This window comes from Actinocatenispora thailandica (assembly GCF_016865425.1).
Lineage (GTDB): Bacteria > Actinomycetota > Actinomycetes > Mycobacteriales > Micromonosporaceae > Actinocatenispora > Actinocatenispora thailandica.
The window spans coordinates 5,086,544-5,112,889 of sequence record NZ_AP023355.1; the positions used below are offsets into that span (position 1 = coordinate 5,086,544).

Below are 26,346 nucleotides of genomic sequence, written 5' to 3' on the forward strand. Positions count from 1 at the left end.
AACGCACGTCGACCTAGCGTGGTGAGGCGAGAACGAAACCGGACACGAAGGAGCCACCATGCCACGAGTCGTCGTCTTCGACGAGTTCGGCGGGCCGGAGGTGTTGCGCATCGTCGACGAGCCCGTACCCGAGCCCGGGACCGGCGAGGTACGGGTGCGCATCGAGGCGTTCGCCGTCAATCCGATCGATGCGATGATGCGCTCCGGCGCCTCGCCGGCGCCGGTCCCGCTGCCGCACGCCCGCCTCGGGATCGAAGCCACCGGTGTCGTCGACACCGTTGGCCCCGAGGTCATCGGGCTGCAGCCGGGGGAACCGGTCGTCGTCACGGCCATCCCGGACTCGGTCGTCCGGGGCAGTTACGCCGAGCAGATCACGATCCCGGCGAATACGGTCGTCCACCGGCCGGCCGGACTCGACGTCCCGCAGGCGGCGGCGTTCTGGGTCGCGTACTTCACCGCTTACCACACGCTGGTCGAGACGGCGGGGATACGCCCCGCCGATCGGGTCCTCATCTCCGGCGCCTCCGGTGGCGTGGGGCGGGCGGCAATCCAGATCGCGCAGCAGATCGGCGCGGTCCCCATCGCCGTGACCCGCGCCACCGTGAGGGTGGAGGAACTGCTCTCCGCCGGGGCCGCCGGGGTGATCGCTACCGATCGCGAGAACGTCGCCGACGCCGTCCACCGCCGTACCGGCGGAACCGGCGTGGACGTCGTCCTGGATCTCGTCCGCGGGCCGGGCCAACAGGACCTGCTGGCGGCGACCCGCCCCGGCGGGACGCTGGTCGCGGCGGGGTTCCTCGATCCGCGGCCCACCCCCGACCCGGGCGAGACGCCGGTCACCGTCGTCAACTACCGGGCCTTCGACCACCTTTCCGACCCCGCGGTGGTCCGGCGCGCGGCGGCGTTCCTGGACGCCGGGGTGCGCCTCGGTGCGCTACGGCCCGCCGTCGACCGGGTGTTCGCGCTCGACGACGTCGTCGCGGCGCATCGCCGCTTCGACCAGGGACTGCACGCCGGCAAGAAGATCGTCGTCACGGTGTAGCGCCGCGGAGAAGCCCGTCCTCGGTGGCAACGGTCGAGCCGCCGGTCAGCTGGCCGCCGAGGCGGGAAGTTCGGTGATGCTCAGGGATTCAACGCCGACGCGTTTCCCGTGGCAGCCGCCATCGCCGCCCGAGGATTGTTCCCACGCCGGTTCGCTCCGCCACCCCGGCCGTACGTCCACCCTGGCCGTACGTCGAGGTCACGCCAGCGAGGCGAGGTGGTCGAGGTGGCGGTCGATGGCGCGCAGGTGGCGGCGGGTCAGGGCGATCCGATCCCGCGGCGCGATCAGCAGGTTCGGGAAACGGTTGACCCGGTCGTACTGGCTGGGTGGGATCCGGCGCGGGGTGGCCTGGTCGTCGGTCCAGATCAGCGGCCGGCGCTCGTCCTCGATCACCCGCAGCGCACCGGGCAGCTTCCACCACTCCGGGTCGTACCGGCCGTCGGGAAACTCCGGCGCCGAGTGCACCTCGAACTCCGGCAGCCCCAGCTGCGCGCCGATCCGGCCCGCCGACCGCTGCCACGTCGTGTGCCAGCGCACCTCGGCCCGCCCCGAGTCGTGCACCTCGCGGATGAACGCGGCGACCGGCTCGGCGACCACGATCGGCCAGGTCACCTGGGTACTCGCGTCGGTAGCCGAGAACCGGCGCCACGACCGGGACGGCCAGACCCGGCGATCGGGTTTGCCGCCGAGCACGTTGAGCACGCCGTCGATGTCGAGCAGCCACACGGCACGATCGCTCATCACACCACCTCCAGTCGGACGGGCCAGCCCGTTTCGGGTCTACACCACCGCGCCAACCGCTCCTCTTTGGCCGAGGTCGGCGAGTTCGCCGGGCACGCAGTGTCTGTGTCGGTCTACGAGCGGAGCCGCTTCATCGGCTGGGTGGCTCCGCGGGGCGGCTGCTGCGCTCGGCCGGCAGGATGCGAACCGCGTGACCGGTGCCGCCGTCGCGGTTCGACCAGACCTTCGGGTCGGCAAGGGCCGGCCCGATCGACTCCCCCGTTAGCCGGCGCTGCTCGCCGGTGATTTCCACCAGCCGGTACAGCTCCAGCCGGCCTTCTACCGCCAACTGCTCGACGACGGGCCTGAGCCGGGCCACCGCCGCGCGCTCCGCATCGGTGGCAAGCTCCGTGACGGGTAACCGCTGCCCCAGCATCGCCCAGCGAAACGAGGCGACGAACTCCAGAACCAGGCCCGCCAGGGTGCCCCTCTGCTCGGCGACGAGGGTGATGCAGTGCTGTTCCAACGTCGGTACGGTGCGCAGGTTCGGCGGTTCGGGAGGCGGTGGGAGGTGCCCGGACCGGATGGTCTCGGGATCCAGACCGTGCGCAGTGAGCTCAGCGATGGCCGGCACCGCGGCACCCAGCCTTCGTAGCATCCGCACGCCGTACTCGGTCTCGTCGGCCGGGACCTCGGGATCGTCGAGCCTGACCGGGGCCCAGACACCAGCGATGGTGGGAAAGTCACCGAGCGCCGAGGTCAGGTATTCCAGCTCGTCGCGGGCCCGGATCCCACCGACGGCGTCCATGAAGGTCAGCATCATCGTCGAATAGCCGGCCGGGCCATCCTCGTCGTCATCCGCGTACACCGCCTCCCACTCGTCGGCGAGTGCCGATCGCAGGGTCTCGTCACCCGCGGTGGGCTGCTGTAGACATCGGACGGTCCGTCTCGTCAGGTCACGCACCCGATCGGACATGTACCCGTCGTACATGAATGCAAGATCGCGAGCGGCGACGTACAGTGCCGCGGCGTACGCTTCGTCATCGAGTCCTGCCAGCGCACCGTGCACCTGCATTTCCAGCTCGTGCTTGGTCGACTCGACCATGGCTCCCGCCGCTCACGTGGTCCCGGCCTTCGTCTCATCCGACTCGACCCATCCTCCACGAAGGCGGCGCCCCCTACCAGCCCGCCGCGTGCGGTTCGCCAGGGGTGGGGGCGGTTCGTAGGCTGCGGGAATGGCGGTGCGGTCCGGGGTGGCGCTGGAGATGGGGCGCCGGTCGACGGTGCAGGTGTGGTCCGGCGGGGCGCACCTGGGCAGCGGGTTCTTCGCCGCGGCCGGGCTGGTGCTCACCTGCGCGCACGTCGTCTGGCGGCAACCGGACCGGGTGTCGCTGCGCTGGGAGGGCCACGAGTTGCCCGGCGAGGTGGTGGTGCGGGCGCCGGCCGAGTTCGGCGGCGGTGCCTTCTACGGCTTCCCCGACCTCGCGGTGATCCGGGTCGGTACCGCGATCGACCATCCGGTGCCGTGGCTGGCGGCGCCGACGGCGAAGGTGCCGCGGCGGCTGATCGGGTACGGGTTCACCACCGCGACGCCGGATCCGGGCATCGGCCTGGAGGGCGTCGAGCTGTGGGTCGGTGGCCGCAGCGGCGCCCGCTACCTCAACGTCACCAACGCCGAGATCCACCGCGGGATGAGCGGCGGCCCGGTCCTGGACCCGGTCACCGGCCAGGTGTACGGGGTGGTGAAGGGATCGCGCGACTACGCGACACCGCGTGGCGGCTGGCTGATCCGGACCGCGGCGGTGCAGGACCTGTTCGACGAGCATCCGGAGCTGTTGCGCACCGCGGCACCGCCGGTGTCGTTGCTGCGGCCCGATCCGGGCACCCCGCTCCACCACCTGCTCGCCGCCCAGCACCGGGTCGTCGACCGGCTGCCGTACGGGCTGGACGACCGGCCGCCGCCGCTGTCGTCGGTGTACGTGCGGCAGCACACCCGCCGCACCGACGAGGACACCGACCCCGCGCCGGTCACCGACGTGCTGCACCGCAACCGCAACGTGCTGGTACTGGGTGGTCCCGGCAGCGGAAAGTCGACGCTGGTGCAGCACCTGGCGGTGGACACCGCGGCGTGGTGGCTGGCGGCCGAGACCGACACCGACCGGCCGGCGCCGAAGGCCGGGCCGGTCGTGGCGGTCCGGTTGTCGGCCGCCGGGCTGGCCCGGACCAGGGCACCGTTCCCGGTGGCGGTGTCGCGGGCGGTGACCAACGATCTCGGCATGCACCTGGACAGCGCGGTACCGCCGGCGGTGTTCGAGTCGCCGCCGGCACCGGGCGCGAGCTGGCTGTACCTGATCGACGGGGTCGACGAGGTGCTCGACGCGGCGGAACGGTCCCGGCTGCTCGCGGTGCTGCACGACCGGCTGGCCGAGTTCGCCACCGAAGCCCGGTTCCTGATCACCAGCCGGGTGCTGCCGGACGGGGAGCTGGACGCGCTGGCCGACGGGGTGGCCACCGGCGCCGCGGACCGCTACGGCGAGTACCTGCTCGACCCGTTCGACCGGTCCGGGCTCGCCGCGTTCGCCCGGCACTGGTTCACCTGGCGGGCACCGGAGCGGGCGCCCGAACTCAGCGCCGGGTTCCTTGCCGAGGTGCGCCGCGCCCGGCTGTTCTCGCTGGTCCAGGTGCCGCTGCTGGCCACGATCGCGGCGATCGTGTACGAGCGTGACCCGGCGGCGTCGCTGCCGGCCGACCGCACCAGCCTGTACCGGGAGACGGTGCAGGCGCTGCTGTACACCCGGCGGGTGCGGCTGGGCACCCGGGACGAGCTGCGTCGAGCCCTGGGCCCGTTCGGCCCGGCCGCGGAGTCGTTCGCCGACTGGCTGTTCGACCACACCGAGGCCTGCCTGGAGCACCTGGCGCACGGCTGGCTCACCCGGGCGCAGGCACCGACGATCGAGGGCGCGGTGGCCTGGGTATGGGCCGCGACCGAGGTACCGGCCGGGGTGCCGCTGGCCGGGCTGCTGCGCGAGCTGCTGCTCGGCAGCGGGTTGCTGGTCGCGCAGCGCGACGGGCTGGCGTTCAGCCACCAGAGCTTCGCGGAGTACCTGGCCGCCGGGCACACCGCCCGGCACTTCGACCCCTCGGTGTGGCTGGCGGACATCGGCGCCCTGGGGCCCAGCAGCGGGGACCTGTTCGGCCTGGCCCGGTGGGTCGAGATGGGCAACGATCCGGTACCGCTGCTGCGCCGGCTGCTGGGCGGCCGCGCCGGCACCGCGGACGACCAGCCCGGCCAGCGGCGCGACTCGCGGGCGCGGCGGATCGCGGCCGGCCTGCTGGATGTGGTCGACGCCCGCGGCGGCAGCACGGTCGGCGCCTGGGACGCGGTCGGCAACTTCTGCGCGGTGCTGCGGGACGGCATCCGGCTGCCCGACGACGATCGGCGCGAGCTGTTGGAGCTGGTACGCCGGAACCTGCGGCGGATCCGCCGGCTCGACGACGAGCTGTCACTGTCCCGGCTGCGAGACGTGCTGCGGGTGCTGCTGGTGCGCGGCGACGGGGCCTGGTGCCTGGCGGCGGTGATGCGGGATCCGCGGACCAGCGAGATCACCCGCATCGAGGCGGCCCGGACGCTGGTGCAACACCGGGACAGCGAACCGGCGCGGGAGCTGCTGCGCGACCTGGCGTACCGGCGGCGGGCCGGGGAGGGCCGGCTGTGGGCGATGCGGACGCTGGCGGCGGTCGGCACCGAGCGGGACCGCCGGTACGCGGTGTTCCGACTCGGGCAGATCGTCGCCGGCGCCGACAGCGGGGCCACCTGGATGCGCGCCGCGGTACTGCTGGCCGAGCTCGAACCGCCCGTGATCGAGGATCCCGGCGTGGCGGTCCGCGCCGGCCCGGGTGCGCCCGAACCCGCCGCGGCGCCGAGGGCGCTCGAGGTCGCGGTGTTGTCCCGCGTCACCGAACCCAGCCGCGAGCTGCACGAACGGGTCGAGGCGCTGGACCTGTTCGGGGCGCTGGTCCCCCATCCGGCCGACGAGCCGGATCCGCGGTCCCCGCTCATCGATCTGTCTCGGCGCACGCAGCCGGATCATGCCGCGGCGCGGCTGGTGGCGCTGCGCGCCGCGTCGGCGATCGCGCAGGTACACCACACGGCGCCGGCCGACGCGCGGCGGGCGCTGCTGGCGCTGGCCGGCGATGCGACCTACACGGTGCTGGAACGCATCTACGCTGCCCGGCTGCTGGCCTCGGTCGGGGTCGAGCGGTTGGCGGCGGAGTTGCTGCTGCGGCTGGCCTACGATGCCCGCCTGCCGGGGGTGCAGCGGGTCGAGGCGCTCTGGCATCTCGGCCGGTTCTGGCCGCAGCAGGCGACCGATCGGCTGGTCGGCTGGGTCACCGACGACGGCGCCGATCCCGCCCTGCGCGCCGACGCGCTGGCGATGTTGACCTCGATGGACGGCGACGCCGCCGGTGCCGCGGCGGCCACCCTGGCCGGCGACGCTACCGTACGGTGGGGCTTCCGGGCCGGCGCGGCCCGGCTGCTCGCGGATCCCGCCGTCGCGCAGCCGCGGGCGGCACGGATACTGCGCGCCCTGGACGAGCGGATCGGCACGCAGCGCAGGCACCGCGACGAAGGGACCCGTTGATGCAGTCACGGATAGAGCAGGTGACCGTCGCGCCGGGCGAGACCATCGAGGCCGAGATCCGGCTGGCCGACACCGGTGGCGATGCGACCGCGTTCAACCGGCTCGATCTGGCCGACGCGACCGAGTCGATCCACCGCATCGGCAGCTGGGTCTACCGCACCGTGCACGACGGGCTGCCCCGCCGCCCGCAGAAGGTCGGCGTCGAGTTCGGCCTCAAGCTCGCCATCAAGTCCGGCAAGCTGACCAGCGTGCTGGCCGAGGCCAGCGGGGAGGCGAGCCTGGTGGTCCGGCTGGAGTGGGAACACGACGGCTGACACCCGCCCGCAGCGCCCTCAGGCAGCTCCCTTCGGGCGGGGTGCAGCGTCGGCCGGTAGACCAGCTCCTGGATGTTGCCGTCGAGCGTGCGGGTTTCCAGCAGCTCCAGGTCGAAGTCGGCGGCGCCGGCGAAGATCGGCCCGGTGCCGGTCTGCCCGGTGATCACCGGGAACAGCGTCACCTGCAGCCGGTCGACCAGGCCGGCGGCCAGCAGCGCCCGGTTCATCGACAGGCTGCCGTGCGAGCGCAGCGGTACCGCCGACTCCTGCTTGAGCCGGCCGACGACCTCGACCGCGTCGCCGGGCGCCACGGTGGCGTCCGGCCAGTCGAGCGGTTCGGTCAGCGTGGTCGACACGATCGTGGCGGGCATCCGGCGCATCCGCGTCACCCACTCGTCGTACACGGCCTCGTCGGCACCGCTGGCCAGCAGCTGGGCGAACGCCCGGTAGGTGTTGGCGCCGAAGACCATCCGCTGCGGCCGGTCGTAGAGGGCGAGCCGGTGCTCCAGCAACTCCGGGCCCTGCTTGCCCCAGTAGCCACCCCAGTCGCCGGTGGCGGTGCCGAAGCCGTCGAGGCTGCTGAACACGTCGATGGTGTACGTCGCGGTCATGGTGGGCTCCTCAGGAAGTCGCGTACGACCATGCAGACTGGGCAACGCCGGCCAACTCATCGCCGTTGCTGTCGGCACCACCCGGCGGAGGGACGGGCCGGCGCAGCCAGGCCGGCCCGAGCGCTCAGGCGGGCCAGAGCCAGCCGGCGAGGTGGGCGAGCCCGGGTTGGCACACCAGGCCGGTTGGCGTCGCCGCGCAGGACGCCGCGTTCCATGCCAGCACCAGCACCACGATCACCAGCAGCCGGCCGACGACCCGGCCGCGCCACAGCACCAGCTCCAGCCGGGCCGGCAGCCGCCGTACGCCCCGATCGGCCCAGCCCGCCACCGCGAGGACACCCTGCCCGTACCGGTGGACGACGGTGGGTGCGCGCCCGGTGGCGCGCCGGAACAAGCTCGCCAGCAGGAAGTCGGGCACCAGCAGCAGCGCCTGCAGCACGACGAGGAGCGCCCGCAGCAGCACCACCAGCGCCGGACCGGCCAACTGCACCGCGGCCCACAGCAGCGCGCCGAGCAACCGGGCCAGCACGTACCCGAGAAGCACCAGCAGCGCCCACCAGGCCAGCTCGCGGACCCAGCCGGGCGCGCCCCAGCCGCCGAACAGCCGCCCGGGTACGCCGACCGCCCAGGCCACGAACTCCCGCGTCACCGTTCGGCCTCGGCCGGGCCGGGGACGGGGCTGGTCTCGATGTCGGTGACCACGATCCCGTCACCGGACTCCCAGGTCGCGTCGCGCTCGGCCGGCGGCCGGTGCGCGAGAGCGGCCAGGTGGTCGCGGCAGTCGCGCCAACCGTCGACGGAGCGGGCGGCGACCACCGCGACCGGATCGTGCACCCGCGCGACGCCGCTGACCCGGAGTTGCTCGCCATCGGAGCCGGTCGCGGTGACCTGCAGTCGCTGCCGGGTCAGATCCACCCCGTAGACGCGGCGGGGGCGGCGCCACCACAGCTCACCGGGGGTGTAGCCGCCGGCCGGGGCACTCAGCCGGCCGGCCGCCGACTCGTACACCAGGGCCAGCCCGGGCCGGGACGGATGCCGGTGCCACGGCGGGAACCGCCGTACCTCCTCGACGAAGACCAGCGGTCCGGGCGTGTCCACACCGCAAATAGTGACAGCCGCCCGAAACACCCCGCAACCGCCCACCGTTCGCACCTGCCCGCGGTACGCCGGGCCGGTCGGGCCGCTGACCACGAGGTGGCCGAGCCGGCGCGGCGTGCCGGCAGGCAGCGGCCGGCGCCGGCATGCACCGGGACGGCCAGCGGAAATCTGTTTGCCTTTCCCGCGCGCTGCGGCAGGCTCGGGGGATGGCCACCACCATCCGGACGGCGAGCACCGACGCCGACTACGAGTCCTGGCGCGCGGTGCGGCTCGCGGTCATGCCGTACGAGCGCTGTCCGAGCGTCGCGGAACTCCGAGGCGTCGACCGTCCCGGCCGGCTGATGGTGCTGGCCGAGATCGACGCCCAGGTGGTCGGCAGCGGCGTGGCGGACCGCTCCGGCGACGGCCAGCGAGCGTCGCTGACCGCGTTCGTCCGGCCGGACTTCCGCCGCCGCGGCGTCGGTACCGACCTGCTTCGGGTGCTGGCCGGGCACGCCGTCGACCTGGGCTACGACACGGCAGGGACGTTCGTCGACGACGAGGGCTCCCGGCGGTTCGCCGAAGGCTTCGGGTTCGCCGAGATCAACCGGGAGGTCGAGCAGGTTCGACGGATCGGTGCCGAGCCGTGGCCGGCGCCGCCCACCGGGTACCAGATCGTCTCGGTCGCCGAGCGCCCGGAGCTGTGGGCCGCGGCCTATCACCAGGTCGCGCTGCCGACCCTGCCGGACATGGATCACCCGAGCGCGCTGCAGGTGTCCGCGGCCGAGTGGCAGAAGGAGTGGATCAACGACCCGGCCGCGATGTTCGTCGCCGTCGTCGGTACCGACGTGATCGGGGTGGCGGGGCTGAAACTCGACTCCGACCGGCCAGAACGTGCCGAAGTCGGCTACACCGCCGTGCGCCGCGAGTGGCGCGGCAGGTCGGTCGCCGCCACGCTCAAACGCACCAGCATGGCGTGGGCCGCCGAGCACGGCATCACCGAGATCTACACCTGGACGCAGCGCGGCAACGAGGCGATGCGCCGCCTCAACGAGCACCTCGGCTTCCGCTACGGCATCGTCAGCAGCACCATGCGGGCGCCGCTGCCGCTGGCCGTCGAGCCGCCGGGAACGCGCTGAGCCCACCCGGCGGCCCGGTTCGTCACGCCGGGGTCGGGCGGTGTGTGGGACTGCCGTAGTCCGGGTCGCGGCCGGTGATGGCGACGATCCGGTCGATCAGCGGGGCGTCGTCGGCGACCGGTCGCCGCGGCCCCCACAGCTGCGGCACCGGTGCGGCGGGCACGAACACCGCCACGTGCTCCAGGCAGGCGCGCAGCGTCGCATCGGACAGCTGCCACGGCAGGCCGGCGGCGCGGGCGATGTCCCAGCCGTGCACGACCAGTTCGGTGAGCGCGACCCGTCCCCAGGTCCGGTTGGGCAACTCGACGCCCACGTCGGTACTGCCCTGCCAGGCGCCGGGCTCGTCCCACGCCGCGCCCAGCTCCCGCACGTGCGCCGACACCCGCTGCCGCCAGCCGTCGTCGAACCGGGTCGGCGCCGGCTGGTCGTCGAGGTCGACCTGCTTGCGGGCCAGGCGGGCGAAGCCCTGCGACACCTCGTCCACGTGCCCGATCACCGCACCGAGGTCGTACTCGCGGCACGGTGTCACGCCGTCCAGTTGCTCGTCTCGTACCGCCTCCACCAGCGCCGCCATCCGCTCCGCGGCGGGATTCAGGTCGATCACCGTTCCTCCTGTTCCCTGCTGTCACCGGTACCGACGACGCCCGGCCGCCGAACTCATCGGGTGCCGGGAAACGCGGCGGGTGACTCGCGGTTACTCGGAGGGCCAGTGGGCCGGCGACCAGTCCCCTGTCGGGTCGGTGGTCTGTCCCACTTCGATCAGGTGACCGTCCGGATCGCGGAGGTAGCAACGGATCTCGTACTGGTGCTGCTTCGGCGGGGTCAGGAACTGGGCACCCCGGGCGCTCCACTCCGCGTACACGGTGTGAATGTCCCTGACGCGAATGTTGAGGAAGCTGCTGACCCGGTCGAGATCGCGCGGCGTCTCCAGGGTGACCTCCGGCTTGTCGTCGGTCGGGCCGCCGCCGACGTTGATGATGATCCAGCTGTTGGCCAGCGCGACGTAGGTGAGCCCGCCGGGACCCGAGTAGGCCAGCCGGCCGCCGAGCACGTCGGTGTAGAAGCGCCGCGAGCGCTCGACATCGTCCGAGACGATGAAGTGGGCCAGCACCAGGTCCTCAGCGGGCGGTGGTGTGGTCTCGGCCATCCGAACCTCCTCTGGTCGGGACGCGGAACCGGTCCTGCGGCGGTTCGGCGGCACGGTGCGCCCAGGATCCGCGGCGGCGATGCGGGCGCGGTCGACAGCTGGCATCGGATCCTCGCGGGATGCCCAGGGCCGGCTCGACCGCGCCGTTGCTGCTCAGCGTGTCTGCCCATGCACGCTACGCCTGCTGCGCGGCGGCGACCGGGTTCCGGGGAATCTGGACCGCGCAACGCGTCCGGGGCGCGTCCCCGGTGTGGGACTCGTGGCCGGTGTGGGACTCGTGGCCGGTGTGGGACTCGTGGCCGGCCTCGTGGCCGATAGGCGGGTCCCGGCCACGAGCGGCGCCGTGGCCGGGGGCCGGCGACGGCGCCGCACGTCCGATCCGTCATGGGGCCGACCCTCCCGCGGTCGGCCCCACGATCTCGGGCCGGTCAGCCGGCGGTCGCGGCGGCGCGGTCGGCGGCGGGGCGGCGGCGCAGGGCCGGGTCGGTCAGCGACGGGGGTGTCCAGGTCGCGTCGAACAGGTCGGTACCCGGCGGGACGAGCTCGTCGATGCGGTCCAGGGTCGCGTCGTCGAGTTCGAGTTCGGTGCCGGCGAGCAGGTCGTCGAGTTGGCTCGGGGTGCGGGGGCCGAGGATCACCGAGCTGACCGCCGGGTGTACGACCGGGAACGCGATCGCCAGCTGCGGCAGCGTGCAGCCCAGCTCGGCGGCGAGGGTCACCAGCTCCTCGACCACCTCGTACTTGCGCTGGTTTCCCGGCAGGCTCGGATCGAACCGGGACGGGTTGTGCACCGCGCGACCGCTGGTCAGGTCGACCGGCGCGTCCTTGCGGATCCGGCCGGTGAGGAAGCCCCAGCCGAGCGGGCTCCAGGTCAGTGCGCCCATCCCGTGCCGCTGGCACAGCGGCAGGATGGAGCGTTCGATCCCGCGGGCCAGGATCGAGTACGGCGGCTGCTCGGTGCGGAACCGCAGCAGCCCGCGCGCCGCCGAGGTCGCGTGCGCCTCGGCGATGTAGTCGGCCGGGAACGTCGAGCAGCCGAAGGCGCGGATCTTGCCCTGGTGGACCAGGTCGGTCAGCGCCGACAGGGTCTCCTCGATGTCGGTGGTCGGGTCGGGCCGGTGGATCTGGTACAGGTCGATCCAGTCGGTGTCGAGCCGGCGCAGGCTGTCCTCGACGGCGCGGACGATCCAGCGACGCGAGTTGCCGCTCTGGTTGCGCTGCTCACCCATCGCGAAGTGCACCTTGGTGGCGAGCACGACGTCGTCGCGGCGGCCCTTGAGCGCGGTGCCGACGATGCGTTCGGACCCGCCGTCCTCACCGTAGGCGTCGGCGGTGTCGATGAAGTTGATTCCCGCGTCCAGCGCGGTGTGGATCATCCTGGTGCATTCGTCGAGGTCGGTGTTGCCTTCGGAGCCGAACATCATCGTACCGAGGCAGTAGGTGCTGACCTCGATCCCAGTGCCGCCGAGCGGCCGGTAACGCATCGTCATGAGCCGGGACGCTAGCTGCTAGACCGAACTCTAGGTCAACTCGCGGCGCGCGGGCGCTTGGGTGCGCGGCCACGGACCGGTCGGCCGGCGCGCTGGGCCGCCGTTCGCTGCGAACTGGTGGGCTGCACAATCGAGGCATGGACGAGCTGCTCGGCTGGCTGGGCCGCCTGGACGAGACGGAGCTGTCGCGGTTGCTGCACGACCGGCCCGACCTGCTGGCTTCCCCAGTTCCCGGGACGCTGGCTGAGCTTGCGATCCGGATGTCGCATCCCTTCTCGGCACAGACCGCGCTGGTCGGTCTGCCGGCCCCTTCGGTCCAGGTGGCGGAGGCGGTCGCAGCCCTCGAGGTCGACGCGAGCCGGGCCGCCCTGGCGGCGCTGGTGGGCCGCGACGCCGAGGACGCCGAGCTGGCGAACGCCCTCGAGCGTCTCATCGCTCAGGGTCTGGTACTGGAGATCGATGACCGGCTCGTGTTGGCGCCGGGCGCCGACATCTGGGAGTGCCCGCTGGGTCTGGGGCCGTCGGTCGCCGAACTGCTCGGCGACCGGTACGCGACGGAGATTCACAAGATCGCCGATGCGCTCGGTGTGGGCAGACGCAGCCGCAAGGCCGACTCCGCCGCGGCGGTCGTCGCCTGGCTGTCGGAGGCCGACAACGTTCGGCGACTCGTGGCGGAAGCCCCCCGGCCGGTGGCGCGCATGCTGGCGGAGCTCGCAGAGTACGGGCCGACGCTGCAGGCGCCGGAATCGGTCAGCGGCTGGGCCGCTCAGCGTGGCTTGGTGATCTCCCAAGGTCAGGGCTGGGCCAGTGAGCTGGTGATGCCGCGCGAAGTGGCGATTGCGCTGCGCGGCTCGCAGTGGACCGCCGCGTTCGACCCTCGATGCCCGGCGCCGGCGGGTGCGCCGGTGGCCGCCCGCTCGGTTGCCCAGGCGTCTGCTGCCGCTGCGCTGGATGCGCTGCGTCGGATGGGTACGGTCCTGAGCGCCTGCGCCAGCACACCGCTGGCGTTGCGCCGCTCCGGGGGTGTGGGCGTCCGGGAGCTGCGGCGGTTGGCGAAGACCACCGGCGAGACACCAGAGCAGCTGGTGCTGTGGCTGCAACTCGCGGACTCCGGCGGCCTGCTGGACGAGGTCGAGGACAGCGTACGGCTGTCACCGGCAGGAGAGGCATGGCGGCGCCTGGCCCCCGCCGATGCGTTCATCACCCTGATGCACGCGTGGCGCACAATGCCTGACGCGCCCGGCCTGCGCCTCCTCGACGGGTCGGTGACGGCGCTGATCTGGCCGTCCGATGGGGCGGTGGTCGCGCCGCTGCGTTTGGCGTTGCTTCGCGTCCTGGCCACCGTCGAGGCTGGGCATCGAGTCGATCCGGCCGACCTGACCGCCCCGGTGCGCTGGCGGGCCCCGCTGGTCGCGGACGCGATCGAGCACGCCGATGCCGACCTGGCCGCGGCGGTGCAGGTGTTGTGGCAGGAGGCCGAAACGCTGGGCGTCGTTGCATTGGGCTCGCCGAGCGATCTCGTCCGAGTGTCGGAGGATCCGGGCCGGCTCGCCGAAGTGGTGCACGAGATGATGCCGGCCGCGGTCGCCACCGCGCGGTTCCAGGCCGACCTGACGGCGGTGGTCACCGGCCCGCCCAGCGGCGAGCTGGCCGCACTGCTCGATTCGGTGGCGGACCGGGAAACCACCGGAACGGCCGTGGTGTGGCGATTCTCGGCCGCGACGGTACGGGCGGCATTGGACGCCGGTGAGCAGGCGGCCACCATCGTCGACGAGCTCACCGCCGTGTCCGTCGACCAGGTGCTACCGCAGCCGCTGCGTTACCTGATCGACGACGTTGCGCGGCAGCACGGCCGGGTGCGGGTGCGCACGGTGGCCTGCTGCCTGCGGTCGGACGACACCGCATTGTTGGCGGAGATCGCCGCGACCCGGGCGCTGCGCCGGCTCGGCCTGACGGTGCTGGCACCGACCGTGGTGGCCAGCAGCGTCCCCCGCGAGGAGACGCTGACCGCGTTGCGGGCGGCGGGATTCGCACCGGTCGTCGACGACGACCGCGTCGATGCTGGCGCGGGACGGTCACCGCATCGCGGCGGGCCAGGCGAGCCGGCCCAGGTCATCGACCTGGACACCCACCGCCACCCTGCGGCATCGTCCGGTCTCGAGCCCGGCACCGGCGGTCGAGGCGGCGCCGGGACCGATCCGGCACGGCTGGCAGCGGAGTTGATCGCCGCAGGTCCCGACGCCGCACCGCGCATCGGAGCCGAGCTGGCCACCGTCACCGACGGTGCTCCCCAGCTGAGCCCGGCAGAACGGCACCTGCTCGCCTTGGCCGTGCGGGCCGGCATGCCGGTACTCATCGAGTACGTCAACGGGCAGGGCAACGCCAGCAGCCGTGTCATCGGCGAGCTGGAGCTGGACGGAAACATGCTGTCCGCGTTCTGCACGCTGCGCCAGGAAGAGCGCCACTTCCTGTTGTCCCGGATCCGCTCGGTCACACCTGCCTGACCCGAGCACACAGCACGGACCGCCATGGTCAGCTGTGGCGGTGCGCGGCGGTGCGGCTGGTGCGCAGGTGCCGGCGGGCCAGCTGCGCGGCGGCGGCCCCGTCACCGGCGGCGATCGCCCGATAGATCGCCTCGTGCTCGTCGTACACCTCGGCGAACTCGTCGTGTTGGCCCAGCAGCCAGCGCATCCGGCCGGACAGCGTCACCGCCACCTCGTCGAGCAGGGTGTTGCCGCTGGCGGCGGTGATCGCCTCGTGGAAGTCGGCGGCGGCCCGGCGGGCGGCGGTACCGTCGCCGCGGCGGGCGGCGTCGCCCTCGGCGTCGAGCGCAGCCCGCATCGCGCGCAGCGCGGCGGGGTCGTGGCGTTCGGCGGCGCGTCGGATCGCCAGCGGCTCCAGCGCGGTACGCACCTCGATCAGCTCGTCGATGTCGCGGGCGGTGAAGACCCGGACAGTCATCCAGCTGTTGCGGCGCGGCACCGCGAGACCCTCCCCGACCAGGCTGCGCAACGCCTCCCGTACCGGCACTCGGCTCACGCCCAGCTCGGCCGACAGCTCCCGTTCGACCAGCCGGGAGCCAGGTTCGCGTCCCCCGTCGATGATCTGCTCGCGCAGCACCCTGGCGACCCGCACCGATTCCGGCTCGCCGCCGACGCTCGCCCGCTCCCGCACGCCTGCCAGTCTAGGGCTCGGGTCGGCCGGCCGATCCCGGTTGTCGGACACCCTCGTTCAGCGCATCTTCGCGGCGAGGTCGGCGAGGAACCTCGGCACCCGGCCGGCTCCGAAGTCGTAGAACCGCACCCACCGTGGCTCGACCGTGATCCGCGCCATCCGGTCGTACATGGCCCGGCAGTTGCGTTCGAACTCGGCCGCCTGCTCGGCGTCGAAGTTCTTCCGTGCCGCGGCGAGGTATTCCGGTACCACGCCATCCATGATGGTGAGGTGCGCGATCCCGCGCACCGACAACGCCGTCGCCGAGCCCGGGCCGTCACCGGCGTCGATACTCAGGGCGACCTCGGGGCGAGCAGCCAACGCCCGTACCTTGGGCGCGGTGGCGGCGGTGGCCATGACGATCTGCTCGCCGGTCCAGAAGATCCCGATCGGGACGACGCGCGGCAGCCCGTCGAGCCCCTCGTATGCCAACCGCGCCATCGACGCGCGGTCCAGCAGCTCGTGGGCGTCGGCCAGCTCTCGGGCGATCTGTTCGCGGTCCATGGCCCCGTTCCTCTCTCCAGTCGCGCGGCCGTTCGTGGCCGCTCCCCCCGGGGACGGAGCCGGGTCCGCGTTCTCGACACCCGAGGCGTACGAGCACCGTCCGCGACGTGCCCGTACCGGTGCGCAGCGCCGTGTCGTCGCCGCCGAGCATCGGCAGCCGCCGGCCCGGCCGGGTACCGCACGGCCTCGGACGCTGTCGTCGACCGTGACGGTGGCGGTCATCTTCGGCGCCTCGCCGCGAAGGTCACCGGGGGCCTCGCGCCGGCGCCAGCACGGCCGGGTCCTGAGCGGGAATCGCGATGGCGGTCGACGCCAGAGTGGGCGGCGCCAGAACGGGGGTGCCGGGCCGGGCAGCACCGGGGCGGGCAGCGGCCGAGCGGTCGGTGCCGGAGCCGTCGGGGCGGCCGGAGAAGACCGTGGCCCGGTGCGGCGGCGATGGCAGGGCGGAGCGGAACCGGCTCGGTGTGGTTCCGGTGATCTGGCGGAATCGCCGGGAGAAGTGGAACTCGTCGTTGTACCCGAGGGCGGCGGCGATCTGCCGGCCGGTCAACTCGCCCTCGGCGAGCAGTTCACAGGCCCGGTCGATGCAGCGCTGGGTGCGGTAGCGCGCCGGTGAGACGCCGGCCAGCCGCCGGAACCTCTTGCGGAACCCGTCGTAGGACATCGACAGCCGGGCGGCGACGGCCTCCAGCGGCTGCTCGCGGCGCACGTCGGCGTCCAGCAGCGCGCTGGCCCGGGACAGCCACCAGTGGTCGGACCGGGCGTCCTCGCCCGGCGGGGATGACTCGGTGTCGGCCAGTACCGACAGCAGCGCGCAGACGGTGGACAGGGCGGCGCCGCTGTCGGTGCGCTGCAGGTCGACGAACACTCGCTCGAACGCAGCCGCCCAGCGATCCACCGGCGACAGGCGCCGCACGGGCCGGGCGGGGTCGAGCAGCCCGGCGGAGCGCCACAGGTCGAAGACGGGGCCGTCGAACAGCAGGTACAGCTCGCTCCAGGTCTGGCCGGGCTCCGGCCCGTAGGTGTGGCCGAGGCCGGGGAACAGCAGCAGCAGGTCGCCGGCCGCGAGCGCCGTGCGGGTGCCGTTGGCGTCGGCGTAGCGGCCCGAGCCGGCGAGCAGGTAGGCCGCGGCGTAGCTGTCCAGAACGCGCAAGGGGGCCGCGGGCAGGCCGTGGCTCGCGCGCAGCCTCCCGGCGGCACGCACGGCACCGACGGGCGTCGTGTCGGTCGCCCGGACGACGAGCTGGGAGGGCAGCGGTGAACGCTCGGCCATGCACCCAGCATCGCCAGCCTGACCAGAATCGACAAGGTGGCGGGCCAGTTCGTGCAACACGGCCAGGGCGGGCCGCCCTACGGTGAAGGTCTGAACGAGCGCAGCCCAGGGCGACCCGAGCCCGAGGCTCGCAGGACAGGCCATGCAAGCCCGGCCGTTCAGGGCAGGCCGTGCACGGCAGGCCGTGGGGCAGGCTGTGCGGGGCAGGCCGCGCAGGTCGGTTTCGCAAGCCGGCCTGCGCAGGCCGGGATTCGCACGCCGGGCTGCGCCGAGCCAGTCCGGAACGAGCCGGGCCCCGCGGCGGCGTGGCCACAACCCAGCCCGAGTCAGGAGGTCCGAGATGTCCACAGTGGCCGACGGCCGGATCAGTGCACAGGGTGTCGAACTCGACGACGGGGTGGGCGCGCTGCGTCGTTCCCACGACGTGGTGGGCGACGCGGCCGAGTTGCAGCGCCGGCTGGCGGCCGACGGGTACCTGTTCCTGCCCAGCTTCCTGGCGCGCGACGAGGTGCTGGCGGCCCGGCACGACCTGCTGGCGCGGCTCGCGCAGCTGGGCAGGTGCGAGCCCGGCAGCGGAGCCGACGACGCGATCGCCGCCCCCGGTTTCGACGGCTTCGTACCGGACGTCGCGGCGGGCAGCGTGCCGCTACTGGATCTGCTCTACACCGGCCGCATGATCGAGCTGTACGAGGCGATCTTCGGCGAGGCGGTCCGGCACTTCGACTACACCTGGCTGCGGGCGGTGCCACCGCGCTCCGGCACGCCGCCGCACATGGACAGCGTGTTCATGAACCGCGGCACGCTGGACCTGCTGACCGCGTGGACTCCGCTGGGCGACATCGACCGCACGCTCGGCGGGTTGGCGATCCTGGAACGTTCGCACACCCACGCCGACCTGCGCGCCGGCTACGGCAGCCGCGACGTCGACGAGTTCTGCAGCAACGGCACCAGCGCCGAGCAGGACGCGAGCCACGAGGGTCTGTTGTGGAACGGGGCGCTGACCGACGATCCGGGCCAGCTGCGGGAGAGGCTGGGCGGCCGTTGGCTCACCGCCGACTTCCGGGCCGGCGATCTGCTCACCTTCACCATCTTCACCGTCCACTGTGGACTGGACAACAACACCGGCCGGCTCCGGCTCTCCTGCGACTCCCGGTACCAGCGGGCCAGCCAGCCGGCCGACCCGCGCTGGATCGGCGCCCACCCCACCGCGCACGGCGCGCGCAGCAAGCGCGGCGTCATCTGCTGACCGTCGACCACGCGCCGGCCGGTATCGGTCGAGCGCGGTACCGATGGCGTCCGTGCCGACCTGGGCGCGGCCCCGGCGAGGCGCGGGCCACAGCCGCCCCGCGTCGCACGCTGACCCGGGATCGAGCCCGTCGGTCGCCCGGCTCAGTCGAGCGCCACGGGCAGGCCGAACGGCGCGAAGTGCATCGCGCTCGACGAGACCTACGCCCTGGTCGGCGACGACGGCGGCCGACCCACCGGCGGGATCGGACAGGCCGGCCCGGACAGCCCGTATGTCGGGCTGGTCGCTTACTTCCCCGTCGAGGACGTGGATGCGGCCCTGGCCCGCGCCGAGCAACTGGGCGGCACCCGGGTCCTGGCACCGGTGGACACACCGGTCAGCCGCATCGCCGTGTTCGCCGACCCCGACGGCAACCGGGTGGGCCTGGTACGTCGCTGACTGGTGCGGCCCGATCGCATCGGCTCGATCCCAGCTCCGGTCGAGGCCGTCGGCCACCTTCGCCGGCCCCGATCTGGAGTTGGCGAGCCATCCTGCGTGCCCGGTGCGGGACCGGTCGGGCACATGCCGGGCGCCCGGCGCCATCACCACGGTCACCGCAACGCACCCACCGGCTACGACGACGCACTCAGCGGCGGCGCCGGGCGTGCGTGGCCGGCGGTTGCACCGGCACGGGGATGCGCGGGTACTGCGCTGCGGTCGTGCATCGGTGCGTAGTGCAGCGGGGAGGCGACGAACAGTCCGGTGGCGAGCAGGACGAGCACGGTGCCGATCAGGCAGATTCGGGTCAGCACGCGGGCGGTACGGGCGTGCAGGCGCCGGCGTGCCAGGGCGGTCAGGGCGATGCCGGCCGCACCCCCGGCGGTGTTGGTGATCACGTCGGTGACATCGGACCAGCCGATGGCCAGCACGTACTGGGTGGTCTCCAGCGCCACGCTCGCCGCGGCGACCACGACCGCCGCCTGCCACCACGGCCGGGCCGGGGCGAGCAGCCGCAGGTAGAGGCCGAACGGGACGAACATCAGCAGGTTCGCGGCCACTTCCTGCGGCGAGTTGGGGTCCAGCCCGCCGTCCGCGCTGAACGGGACGAGCTTGAGGTGCCGCAGGCTGCCGTCACCGATGTGCGGCGGCTCCAGCTTCCACAGCACCAGCCAGCACAGCAGGGCGAGGTAGACCACGAACAGCGCGACCAGCAGCACTCGCCCGCCTTCGCGGGGCTGCTCGCTTTCCTGGGCCACACCAGCTCCACCACGACCGACGGCAACGCCCCATCGTACGAGCTCGCGAACGCACTCGACGCGCCGTACGCCGTCGAGAGGAGACCAGCTCCAGCGCACACTCGCGCTAAATTTATGCTTTGCACATTTATAGGTCCGACATATAGTTGTACCCGCTCAAGCGGGGCCTGCTGCATCACGAGCACGTCCCGCGCCTGACGAAAGACCGAGAGGCAGCGATGAATCTGCGGGTGACCCGCGGCGAGACCTTGCGACTGATGAGCGTGCATGCGCATCCCGATGACGAGTCGAGCAAGGGCGCTGCCACGCTCGCCAAGTACGCCGCCGAGGGCGCGGAGGTGCTGGTGGTCACCTGCACCGGTGGGGAGCGCGGCGACGTGCTCAACCCCGCGATGGACCGGCCGGGCGTACGCGAGAGGCTGGCCGAGATCCGCCGCGCGGAGATGGCCGCCGCCCGGGAGATCCTCGGGGTGCGGCAGGAGTTCCTGGGTTTCGTCGACTCGGGGCTGCCGGGCGAGGGCGAAGCGCTGCCGGACGACTGCTTCGCGCGCCGGCCGCTGGATGAAGCGGTCGGGCGGCTGGTGGCGCGGATCCGCGCGTTCCGGCCGCACGTGGTCGTCAGCTACGACCAGACCGGCGGCTATCCGCATCCCGACCACCTCCGGACGCACGAGGTGACCGTCGCGGCGTACGAGGCGGCGGGCGACGCCGACCGCTACCGGGAGGCGGGCGAACCGTGGCAGCCGCGCAAGCTGTACTACCACGGTGTGCTGTCGCGGGCGTGGTTCCAGACCTTGCACGACGCCATGACCGCGCGCGGGATCGACTCGGGGATGGCGGAGGTGCTGGCCGAGTTCTCCGACGACGCGCCGGTTCTGTCGATCACCACCCGGGTGCCGTGCGCGGAGTACTTCCCGGTGCGGGACCGGGCACTGCTGGCGCACGCGACGCAGATCGATCCGCACGCCGGGTTCATGCGACACGACCGGGCGATCGAGCGGGAGGTGTGGCCCACGGAGGACTACCACCTGGCCCGGTCGCTGGTCGAGGTCTCGCGACCGGAGGACGACCTGTTCGCCGGGCTTCGCGCGAGCCGCTGACGCGAGACCGATGCGCTCGGCGGGTCGGTGTCGAGCGCCGGCGAGGCTGCTTCGAGTCGTCCGGTCGCGAGCATGCCGCGGGGCGCCGCCGGCGAAACGACGAGCGGCACGGTCGGCCGGGACTGCCCAGGAAAACAGCGGAGTCGTCGTTGCGCCGGACGCGGCCGCGATCGGGGGTGGGCACGCTCACCGCTCGGGCCACGGATCCATGGCCCGAGTTTGGTATACCATTTTTCGCGGGCCTCGGGTGAGCCGCCGGACCCAGCGAAGAAAGGTAGGAGATGACCCGTTCCGTGGTGACCGACGTGCGCCCGTGGGGTGCCGCGGCAAGCGACCTCGTCATCGAGAACGGGACGATCGCCGACATCCGGCCGACCGGCACCGCGCAGCCGGCCGGTACCACCGTCATCGACGGGCGCGGGCTGCTCGCACTGCCCGGCCTGATCAACGCGCACGCGCACCTGGACAAGAGCTGGTGGGGCAGGCCCTGGGTGCCTTACGGCGGCGAGCCGACCACGCAGGGGCGCATCGCGCACGAGCGGGCGCACCGCGAGGAACTCGGCATCCCCAGCCCGGAGTCCACCACCGCGCTGGTGCGCGAGCTGCTTTCCTTCGGTACCACCGCGTTTCGCAGCCACGTCGACGTCGACCTGGGCGTCGGCCTGACCGGCATCCAGCTCGTGCGCGAGGCGGTTGCCGCGGTCGATCCGGGTATCGGGCTGCAGATCGTGGCGTTCCCGCAGGACGGCGTGCTGCGCCGCCCCGGCGTGCTCGACCTGCTCGACCGGGCCGCCGCCGAGGGCGCCGACCACATCGGCGGGCTGGACCCCGCGTCGATCGACCGCGACCCCGTCGGGCAGCTCGACGCGCTGTTCGACATCGCCGACCGGCGCGGCGTCGGGCTCGACATCCACCTGCACGACCGGGGCGAGTTGGGCGCGTTCCAGTACGAGCTGATCATCGAACGCACCCGCGCGACCGGCCTGGCCGGCCGGGTCAACGTCTCGCACGGGTTCGCGCTGGGCAACCTGACGCCCGACCGGCAGCTGGAGATCGTCGACGCGATGGCCGAGGCGGGCGTGTCGCTGAGCACGGTGGCGGGGGTGACCGCGCCGCGGCTGCCGAACACCATGCTGCGCGCGGCCGGGGTACCGGTGGGCCTGGGTACCGACGGGATCCGCGACCTGTGGGGCCCGTTCGGCGACGGCGACGTGCTGCGGCTGGCCGGCACCCTGGCGCAGCTGGCCGGGTGGCGCCGCGACGAGGACCTGCTGTCCGCGGCGCGCATCGCGACCTCGGCGGCGGCCGGGTTCGTCGGCCGCGAACGGCACGACCTGGTGGTCGGCGCGCCGGCCGACGTGGTGCTGCTGGACGCGCAGAACCCGCAGGACGCCATCACCCGCGCCCCGGCCCGCGACATCGTCGTGGTGGCCGGCAACGTGGTCCGCGGCTGACGGAGCTTTCCCTTCCACGCCAGGCGATCCGCCCCGGGATGTCGATCCGGCTCGGCGCCGGTGTGCCGGGGTGCAGAGGAGTAGCAATGGCACAGGTGGCCCCGCCGGCCGCTCCCCCGCGGCCCGACGGGTTGCACCGCAGGGTGTTCGCGTCGCTGCTGCGCTACCCCCGGTTCCGGCTGCTGTGGGTGTCGAACCTGTTCTTCTTCGGCGGGGTGTGGACCCAGACGCTGATCCTCGGCTGGCTGGTGTTCGACACCACCGGCTCGGAGTTCCGGCTGGCGGTGTTCACCGCGGTGCGGCTGGCGCCGATGATGCTCGGCCCGCTGTCCGGCGTGGTCTCCGACCGGTTCGACCGGGCCAGGTTGCTGCTGGCCGCCTCGGGGTGGGCGCTGGCGGTGGTGCTGCTGCTGCTGTCGGTACTGGTGTCGGCCGGCGCGGCACCCTACTGGCTGCTGGTGACCGGTGGGCTGTGCCTGGGCCTGGCGCAGTCGCCGTCCCAGCCGGCGCGCTCCACCCTGGTACTGGACTTCGTCGGGCGGGAGAGCCTGAGCAACGCCAACGCGCTGAACTCGATCGTGATGAACATGACGCAGGTGATCGGGCCGGCGATCGGCGGCGCGATGATCAGCGCGCTGGGCGCCCCCGGCGCGCTGTGGGTGTCCACCGCGTGGTTCGCGGTCTCGCTGGTGACGCTGTGGCCGCTGCGACACACCGCCGGGCGGGTGGCGCACGCCGGTGGGGAGTCGTTGCGGCGCTTGGTATCCAGCGGAATCCGGGCCGTGCTCGACAACCGGCTGGCCACCGCGGTACTGCTGATCACGTTGCTGGCCAACATCCTGCTGTGGCCGATCTACCAGGCGTTCATGCCGGTGTTCGCCAAGGTGCACTTGGGCCTGGATGCCGGTGGTCTGGGCTGGCTGCTGACCTGTAGCGGCCTCGGCGGGCTGGTCGGTTCGCTGATCATCGCCGCGCTGGGTGACTTCCGGTACAAGGGCGCGATGTTCGTCGTCGGTACCGCGATCTGGGGCACCCTGTGGGTGGCGTTCGCCGCGTCGAGCGTGGTGCCGGTGTCGTTCGTCCTGCTCGCCGGGGTGGGGCTGGCCAGCTCCGCGTTCGGGGTGCTGCAGACCACGCTGCTGCTGATGCTGACCCCGCCGGCCGTGCAGGGCCGGGTACTCGGGTTGCAGGAGCTGGCCATCGGGGTGATGCCGCTCGCGACGATCATGCTCGGCGCGGTGGCCGAGATCCTGGGCGTGGCCGGTACCACGATGATCAGCGGCAGCCTGCTGGTGCTGTTCCTGGTGGGCCTGGCGCTCGCGGTGCCGAGCCTGCTGCGCTACAGCGGCCGAACGTGAGAGACACCCCGGGCTGCGGCGCATCCACCACGCCGGGCTGTTCTGGCCGCGGATCGGTCACTCGCGGCTGATCGCCACCGCGTGGAAGGCGTTGTCCTGCAGGATGCCGCGGCCACTGACGCGAAGCTTCATGCCGACCCGCAGGTCGGCGACCGAGCCGCCCGGCAGTACCGCCGTGTCGTCGTGCGCGAGGACCGGATGCACCGTGTGGCCGGCGCCGACGATCGTCAGCCGCCAGTCGGTGCCGGTGTGCCGGATCCTGCGCAGCGTTCCGGTACAGACGCTCACCACCCCCGCCTCGTGGTAGCCGCGCTGGAGCGAGTGGCATCCACCGACGTCACCCGATGCGACGAAGCCGATCCCCACTTCCGGGATCCCCAGGTGCGAGGTGGCGGCCGGTGGCGGCTTCGGGGTGCGGGCGCGCTGGGTCAGCACGCCGGCGGCGAACCCGAGCACCAGCAGCGCGACCGCCGCGAGCACCAGGTACCGGCGCGGCACCGACCGGCTGTCCGCCCGGCCCACGCTCGTGCGCTGTGCCGCGTCCAGTTCGATGACCGGTTCCGCGCCGTCGCTCTCGGCCCGCTCGACGTCCCCGGCCCGCCCGACCTCCCCGGCCCGCCCGACGTCTTCAGCCCGCTCGACATGCCTGGCCCGCCGGCCGTCCTCGGCCCGCTCGCCGTCCGGATCCTGCCCGTCCCGCACCTCGGCCACTCCCCTGTCGGTGTCTGGTCACCTGCCACCCACGCCAGGTACGTGCGGCAGCACTCCGGCGCCCGTTCGCCGCACATCGACATTCTCGACGCCGCACGGCACAGCGGGCGGGGACCAGACCAGCAGCGATGAGACTGAGGACAGAAGCTGACCGCAACAGTCGGTAACCTGGTCTTCAACAGCGAGAACGGACCACCGGGAGCATCATGCCGACCGTGAACGAGCCGACCAGCACCGACGAGCAGCCCGCGATCAGCCAGGAGCGCGCCGACATCCTGCAGCTGCTCGCGCACCAGCGGCACTTCCTGCGCTTCACCACCCGCGACCTGACCGACGAGCAGGCCCGCCAGCGCAGCACCGCCAGCGCGCTGTGCCTGGGTGGGCTGATCAAGCACGTGACGTCGGTCGAACGCGGCTGGGCCACCTTCATCGTCGAGGGCCCCGCCGCGATGCCCGACTTCACCAAGATGACCGAGGCCGACTTCCAGGCCCGCGCCGAGGAGTTCGAGCTGCTGCCCGGCGAGACCCTCGCCGGGGTGCTCGCGGCGTACGACGAGGTCGCCGGCCGCACCGACGAGCTGGTGCGCACCGTGGCCGACCTGGACGCGAGCCACCCGCTGCCGGACGCGCCGTGGAACGAGCCCGGCGCCCGCTGGTCGGTGCGGCGCACGCTGCTGCACATCGCCGCCGAGACCGCCCAGCACGCCGGCCACGCCGACATCATCCGCGAGTCGATCGACGGCGCGAAGTCCATGGGCTGAACCTGCTCCACAGCTGTCCGCACTGCCGTGCGCCGGGCCGCGCACGGCAGTGCGGCGTCCCGTCCCGGCTCGGCGCCGCGGTTGCGAGGCGCTAACGTGTGCCGTCGGCAGCGACGAGGGGGCAGGATGCGGCGGGCGGTAGCAGCGGTCACGATCGGGGCGGCGATGCTGTGCACCGCCGGATGCGCCACCCCTCCCGGCGGCAGCGGGACGACCTCACCGACGCCGTCACCGTCGGCCAGCGGCTCCACCGTGCCGGCCGCGTTCACCACCGCGGTCGGCCGCTCGTACCGCGGGATCAAGACGACGAAGAGCCTGACCCCGAGCAAGGCCGTGCTGGTCGGACCGCACTCGTTCCTGCAACTCGACCGCATCGCGCGGACCACCACACTGACCGCCGACCAGATCGGCGTCGCCCAGCTCGGCGACCAGGCCCTGCCGGCGCACGCCCGATCCGGGTACGAGTTCGTGTTGGCACACCTGACCCCGAACAGCACCGCCGGCACGGGTGTCGCCCGCCCCGGCCTGCCCGGCTACGACGGCGATGCGCTGAACGCCAGCAAGGCCGCCATCGTGGTCGACGGCACGAGCCGCAGCGTGCCCGGCCAGCTGTTCGCCGACGAGACGATCATCGTGTCGGTGCCGGCCGGCGCACCGGTCGCGCTGCGGATGAACGACGGCGGTCGCGCGCAGGATCTCGACCTGCGCACCGGCAAGCGCACCCGGACCGCGAGCCCGCTGTACTACCCGGTGCGCGAGGCCAGCCCGTCGTTCGACGACGACTACTACGTGACCGGCCCGCACAGCTCCGCCGGCCTGAGCTCCGCCAGCGGCAAGGCCGTGCTCGCCCCGTACGCCGACAAGCTCGGCTGGGCGCGCAAGGGCCGCGCCTGGCTTTTCGTCACCGTGGGTTTCACCACCAGCAGCATGTCGCAGTTCAAGCCGAACGTGGCGCGTAGCCTGACGCTGACCGCCGGCGGCACCACCCTGACCGGCCACGCCACCAGCAGCGGCGACACCACCAGCGACCCGAACTCGGTCGGCGGCGCCGGCGGCCACCTCGACCTCGCCTTCGACGTACCGGCGAGCCTGCGCTCCGGCACGCTCAACTACCTGCCGGTGGGCTCGTTCGTCGTCGACGACAAGACCGTCTCGGCCACCCCGTACCAGGGCGGCGACCCGCGGTACGACACCGGCGTCCAGCACAAGCACGTGACCCTGAAACCCCGCTCCTGACGGCGTCCGGTGCCGGTTCACCGGTCGCCGCGCGCGGTTCGACAGCGCCGTTGACCCTAGTGGTGCCGCCGC

The 26,346-nt window shown here is 73.0% G+C and carries 24 protein-coding genes and 1 pseudogene; 12 read left to right on the forward strand and 13 right to left on the reverse strand.

The annotated features are described in order from the left end of the window. Nucleotides 1–58: 58 nt before the first annotated feature. Entirely contained in the window at nucleotides 59–1,042 is a 984-nt protein-coding gene (locus Athai_RS22725) for a zinc-dependent alcohol dehydrogenase family protein (protein ID WP_203963361.1), read from the forward strand. A gap of 198 nt (nucleotides 1,043–1,240) precedes the next feature. On the opposite strand, the gene Athai_RS22730 is transcribed toward Athai_RS22725, so the two are convergent. Continuing rightward, a complete protein-coding gene (locus Athai_RS22730; RefSeq protein WP_203963362.1) occupies nucleotides 1,241–1,783 on the reverse strand; it encodes a hypothetical protein in 543 nt (180 codons plus the stop codon). Between the two features lie 130 nt (nucleotides 1,784–1,913). Then, nucleotides 1,914–2,867, reverse strand: coding sequence for a hypothetical protein (locus tag Athai_RS22735; protein WP_203963363.1), 954 nt, complete (start codon nucleotides 2,865–2,867; stop codon nucleotides 1,914–1,916). 130 nt (nucleotides 2,868–2,997) lie between these two features. Between Athai_RS22735 and Athai_RS34875 the strand changes: the two genes are divergently transcribed. Together Athai_RS34875 and Athai_RS34355 are read left to right on the forward strand one after the other, a co-directional pair. Beyond that, nucleotides 2,998–6,405, forward strand: coding sequence for a serine protease (locus Athai_RS34875; protein WP_203963364.1), 3,408 nt, complete (start codon nucleotides 2,998–3,000; stop codon nucleotides 6,403–6,405). After that, a complete protein-coding gene (locus Athai_RS34355; protein ID WP_239157104.1) occupies nucleotides 6,405–6,719 on the forward strand; it encodes a CU044_2847 family protein in 315 nt (104 codons plus the stop codon). Before Athai_RS34875 ends, Athai_RS34355 begins: the two co-directional genes overlap by 1 nt. Before the next feature lie 89 nt (nucleotides 6,720–6,808). Here Athai_RS34355 and Athai_RS34360 read toward each other — a convergent pair. From Athai_RS34360 to Athai_RS22755, 3 genes and pseudogenes are all read right to left on the reverse strand, one after another. Then, nucleotides 6,809–7,390 (reverse strand): annotated as a pseudogene (locus tag Athai_RS34360) (dihydrofolate reductase family protein); the annotation flags it as partial. Nucleotides 7,391–7,454: 64 nt separating this feature from the next. After that, a complete protein-coding gene (locus tag Athai_RS22750; RefSeq protein WP_203963366.1) occupies nucleotides 7,455–7,979 on the reverse strand; it encodes a hypothetical protein in 525 nt (174 codons plus the stop codon). Beyond that, complete coding sequence (locus Athai_RS22755) at nucleotides 7,976–8,428, reverse strand: hypothetical protein (RefSeq protein WP_203963367.1); 453 nt, start codon at nucleotides 8,426–8,428, stop codon at nucleotides 7,976–7,978. The genes Athai_RS22750 and Athai_RS22755 overlap by 4 nt, the downstream gene beginning before the upstream one ends. A 206-nt stretch (nucleotides 8,429–8,634) precedes the next feature. Here Athai_RS22755 and Athai_RS22760 point away from each other — a divergent pair, with 206 nt between their 5' ends. Then, nucleotides 8,635–9,546 (forward strand): GNAT family N-acetyltransferase, encoded by a 912-nt coding sequence (locus tag Athai_RS22760; protein ID WP_203963368.1) that lies wholly within the window; start codon nucleotides 8,635–8,637, stop codon nucleotides 9,544–9,546. Nucleotides 9,547–9,568: 22 nt separating this feature from the next. Here the strand turns inward: Athai_RS22760 and Athai_RS22765 are convergent, their stop codons facing one another. The 3 genes from Athai_RS22765 to Athai_RS22775 all read right to left on the reverse strand — a co-directional run bounded on the left by Athai_RS22765 (nucleotide 9,569) and on the right by Athai_RS22775 (nucleotide 12,177). Next, nucleotides 9,569–10,150: a TIGR03086 family metal-binding protein gene (locus Athai_RS22765; RefSeq protein WP_203963369.1), complete on the reverse strand. Its 582-nt coding sequence runs from the start codon at nucleotides 10,148–10,150 to the stop codon at nucleotides 9,569–9,571. Between the two features lie 90 nt (nucleotides 10,151–10,240). Beyond that, nucleotides 10,241–10,693, reverse strand: coding sequence for a VOC family protein (locus Athai_RS22770; protein ID WP_203963370.1), 453 nt, complete (start codon nucleotides 10,691–10,693; stop codon nucleotides 10,241–10,243). A gap of 428 nt (nucleotides 10,694–11,121) precedes the next feature. Further along, the gene (locus tag Athai_RS22775; RefSeq protein WP_203966064.1) at nucleotides 11,122–12,177 is read right to left on the reverse strand and encodes an aldo/keto reductase; all 1,056 of its coding nucleotides are present in this window, start codon (nucleotides 12,175–12,177) and stop codon (nucleotides 11,122–11,124) included. A gap of 143 nt (nucleotides 12,178–12,320) precedes the next feature. On the opposite strand from Athai_RS22775, the gene Athai_RS22780 reads away from it, so the two are divergent. Then, nucleotides 12,321–14,687 carry a helicase-associated domain-containing protein gene (locus Athai_RS22780; protein ID WP_203963371.1) on the forward strand — a complete coding sequence of 789 codons (2,367 nt, stop codon included), beginning with the start codon at nucleotides 12,321–12,323 and terminating at the stop codon, nucleotides 14,685–14,687. A 28-nt stretch (nucleotides 14,688–14,715) separates the two neighbouring features. Here the strand turns inward: Athai_RS22780 and Athai_RS22785 are convergent, their stop codons facing one another. From Athai_RS22785 to Athai_RS22795, 3 genes are all read right to left on the reverse strand, one after another. Beyond that, entirely contained in the window at nucleotides 14,716–15,357 is a 642-nt protein-coding gene (locus Athai_RS22785; protein WP_203963372.1) for a GntR family transcriptional regulator, read from the reverse strand. A 57-nt stretch (nucleotides 15,358–15,414) separates the two neighbouring features. Then, nucleotides 15,415–15,900, reverse strand: coding sequence for a pyridoxamine 5'-phosphate oxidase family protein (locus Athai_RS22790; protein ID WP_203963373.1), 486 nt, complete (start codon nucleotides 15,898–15,900; stop codon nucleotides 15,415–15,417). A gap of 244 nt (nucleotides 15,901–16,144) precedes the next feature. After that, nucleotides 16,145–17,173 carry a helix-turn-helix domain-containing protein gene (locus Athai_RS22795; RefSeq protein WP_203963374.1) on the reverse strand — a complete coding sequence of 343 codons (1,029 nt, stop codon included), beginning with the start codon at nucleotides 17,171–17,173 and terminating at the stop codon, nucleotides 16,145–16,147. 340 nt (nucleotides 17,174–17,513) lie between these two features. Here Athai_RS22795 and Athai_RS22800 point away from each other — a divergent pair, with 340 nt between their 5' ends. Beyond that, a complete protein-coding gene (locus tag Athai_RS22800) occupies nucleotides 17,514–18,419 on the forward strand; it encodes a phytanoyl-CoA dioxygenase family protein (RefSeq protein WP_203963375.1) in 906 nt (301 codons plus the stop codon). Nucleotides 18,420–18,698: 279 nt separating this feature from the next. Then, nucleotides 18,699–18,857: a VOC family protein gene (locus Athai_RS22805; protein ID WP_275422669.1), complete on the forward strand. Its 159-nt coding sequence runs from the start codon at nucleotides 18,699–18,701 to the stop codon at nucleotides 18,855–18,857. A 173-nt stretch (nucleotides 18,858–19,030) separates the two neighbouring features. On the opposite strand, the gene Athai_RS22810 is transcribed toward Athai_RS22805, so the two are convergent. Further along, nucleotides 19,031–19,654 carry a VanZ family protein gene (locus tag Athai_RS22810; protein ID WP_203963377.1) on the reverse strand — a complete coding sequence of 208 codons (624 nt, stop codon included), beginning with the start codon at nucleotides 19,652–19,654 and terminating at the stop codon, nucleotides 19,031–19,033. Nucleotides 19,655–19,911: 257 nt separating this feature from the next. Here Athai_RS22810 and mca point away from each other — a divergent pair, with 257 nt between their 5' ends. The 3 genes from mca (at nucleotide 19,912) to Athai_RS22825 (ending at nucleotide 23,566) form a co-directional block, all read left to right on the forward strand. Continuing rightward, nucleotides 19,912–20,754, forward strand: a complete 843-nt coding sequence (mca, locus tag Athai_RS22815) for a mycothiol conjugate amidase Mca (protein WP_203963378.1) — start codon at nucleotides 19,912–19,914, stop codon at nucleotides 20,752–20,754. A 281-nt stretch (nucleotides 20,755–21,035) separates the two neighbouring features. Continuing rightward, nucleotides 21,036–22,208, forward strand: coding sequence for an amidohydrolase (locus tag Athai_RS22820; protein WP_203963379.1), 1,173 nt, complete (start codon nucleotides 21,036–21,038; stop codon nucleotides 22,206–22,208). An 86-nt stretch (nucleotides 22,209–22,294) separates the two neighbouring features. Further along, nucleotides 22,295–23,566 (forward strand): MFS transporter, encoded by a 1,272-nt coding sequence (locus Athai_RS22825; protein WP_203963380.1) that lies wholly within the window; start codon nucleotides 22,295–22,297, stop codon nucleotides 23,564–23,566. Between the two features lie 57 nt (nucleotides 23,567–23,623). Here the strand turns inward: Athai_RS22825 and Athai_RS22830 are convergent, their stop codons facing one another. Beyond that, the gene (locus tag Athai_RS22830; protein WP_203963381.1) at nucleotides 23,624–24,268 is read right to left on the reverse strand and encodes a hypothetical protein; all 645 of its coding nucleotides are present in this window, start codon (nucleotides 24,266–24,268) and stop codon (nucleotides 23,624–23,626) included. A gap of 224 nt (nucleotides 24,269–24,492) precedes the next feature. Here Athai_RS22830 and Athai_RS22835 point away from each other — a divergent pair, with 224 nt between their 5' ends. Together Athai_RS22835 and Athai_RS22840 are read left to right on the forward strand one after the other, a co-directional pair. Next, nucleotides 24,493–25,038 carry a DinB family protein gene (locus tag Athai_RS22835; RefSeq protein ID WP_239157105.1) on the forward strand — a complete coding sequence of 182 codons (546 nt, stop codon included), beginning with the start codon at nucleotides 24,493–24,495 and terminating at the stop codon, nucleotides 25,036–25,038. A gap of 126 nt (nucleotides 25,039–25,164) precedes the next feature. Continuing rightward, on the forward strand, nucleotides 25,165–26,274 hold the full coding sequence (locus Athai_RS22840; RefSeq protein ID WP_203963383.1) for a hypothetical protein: 1,110 nt from the start codon (nucleotides 25,165–25,167) through the stop codon (nucleotides 26,272–26,274). Nucleotides 26,275–26,346: the final 72 nt, after the last annotated feature.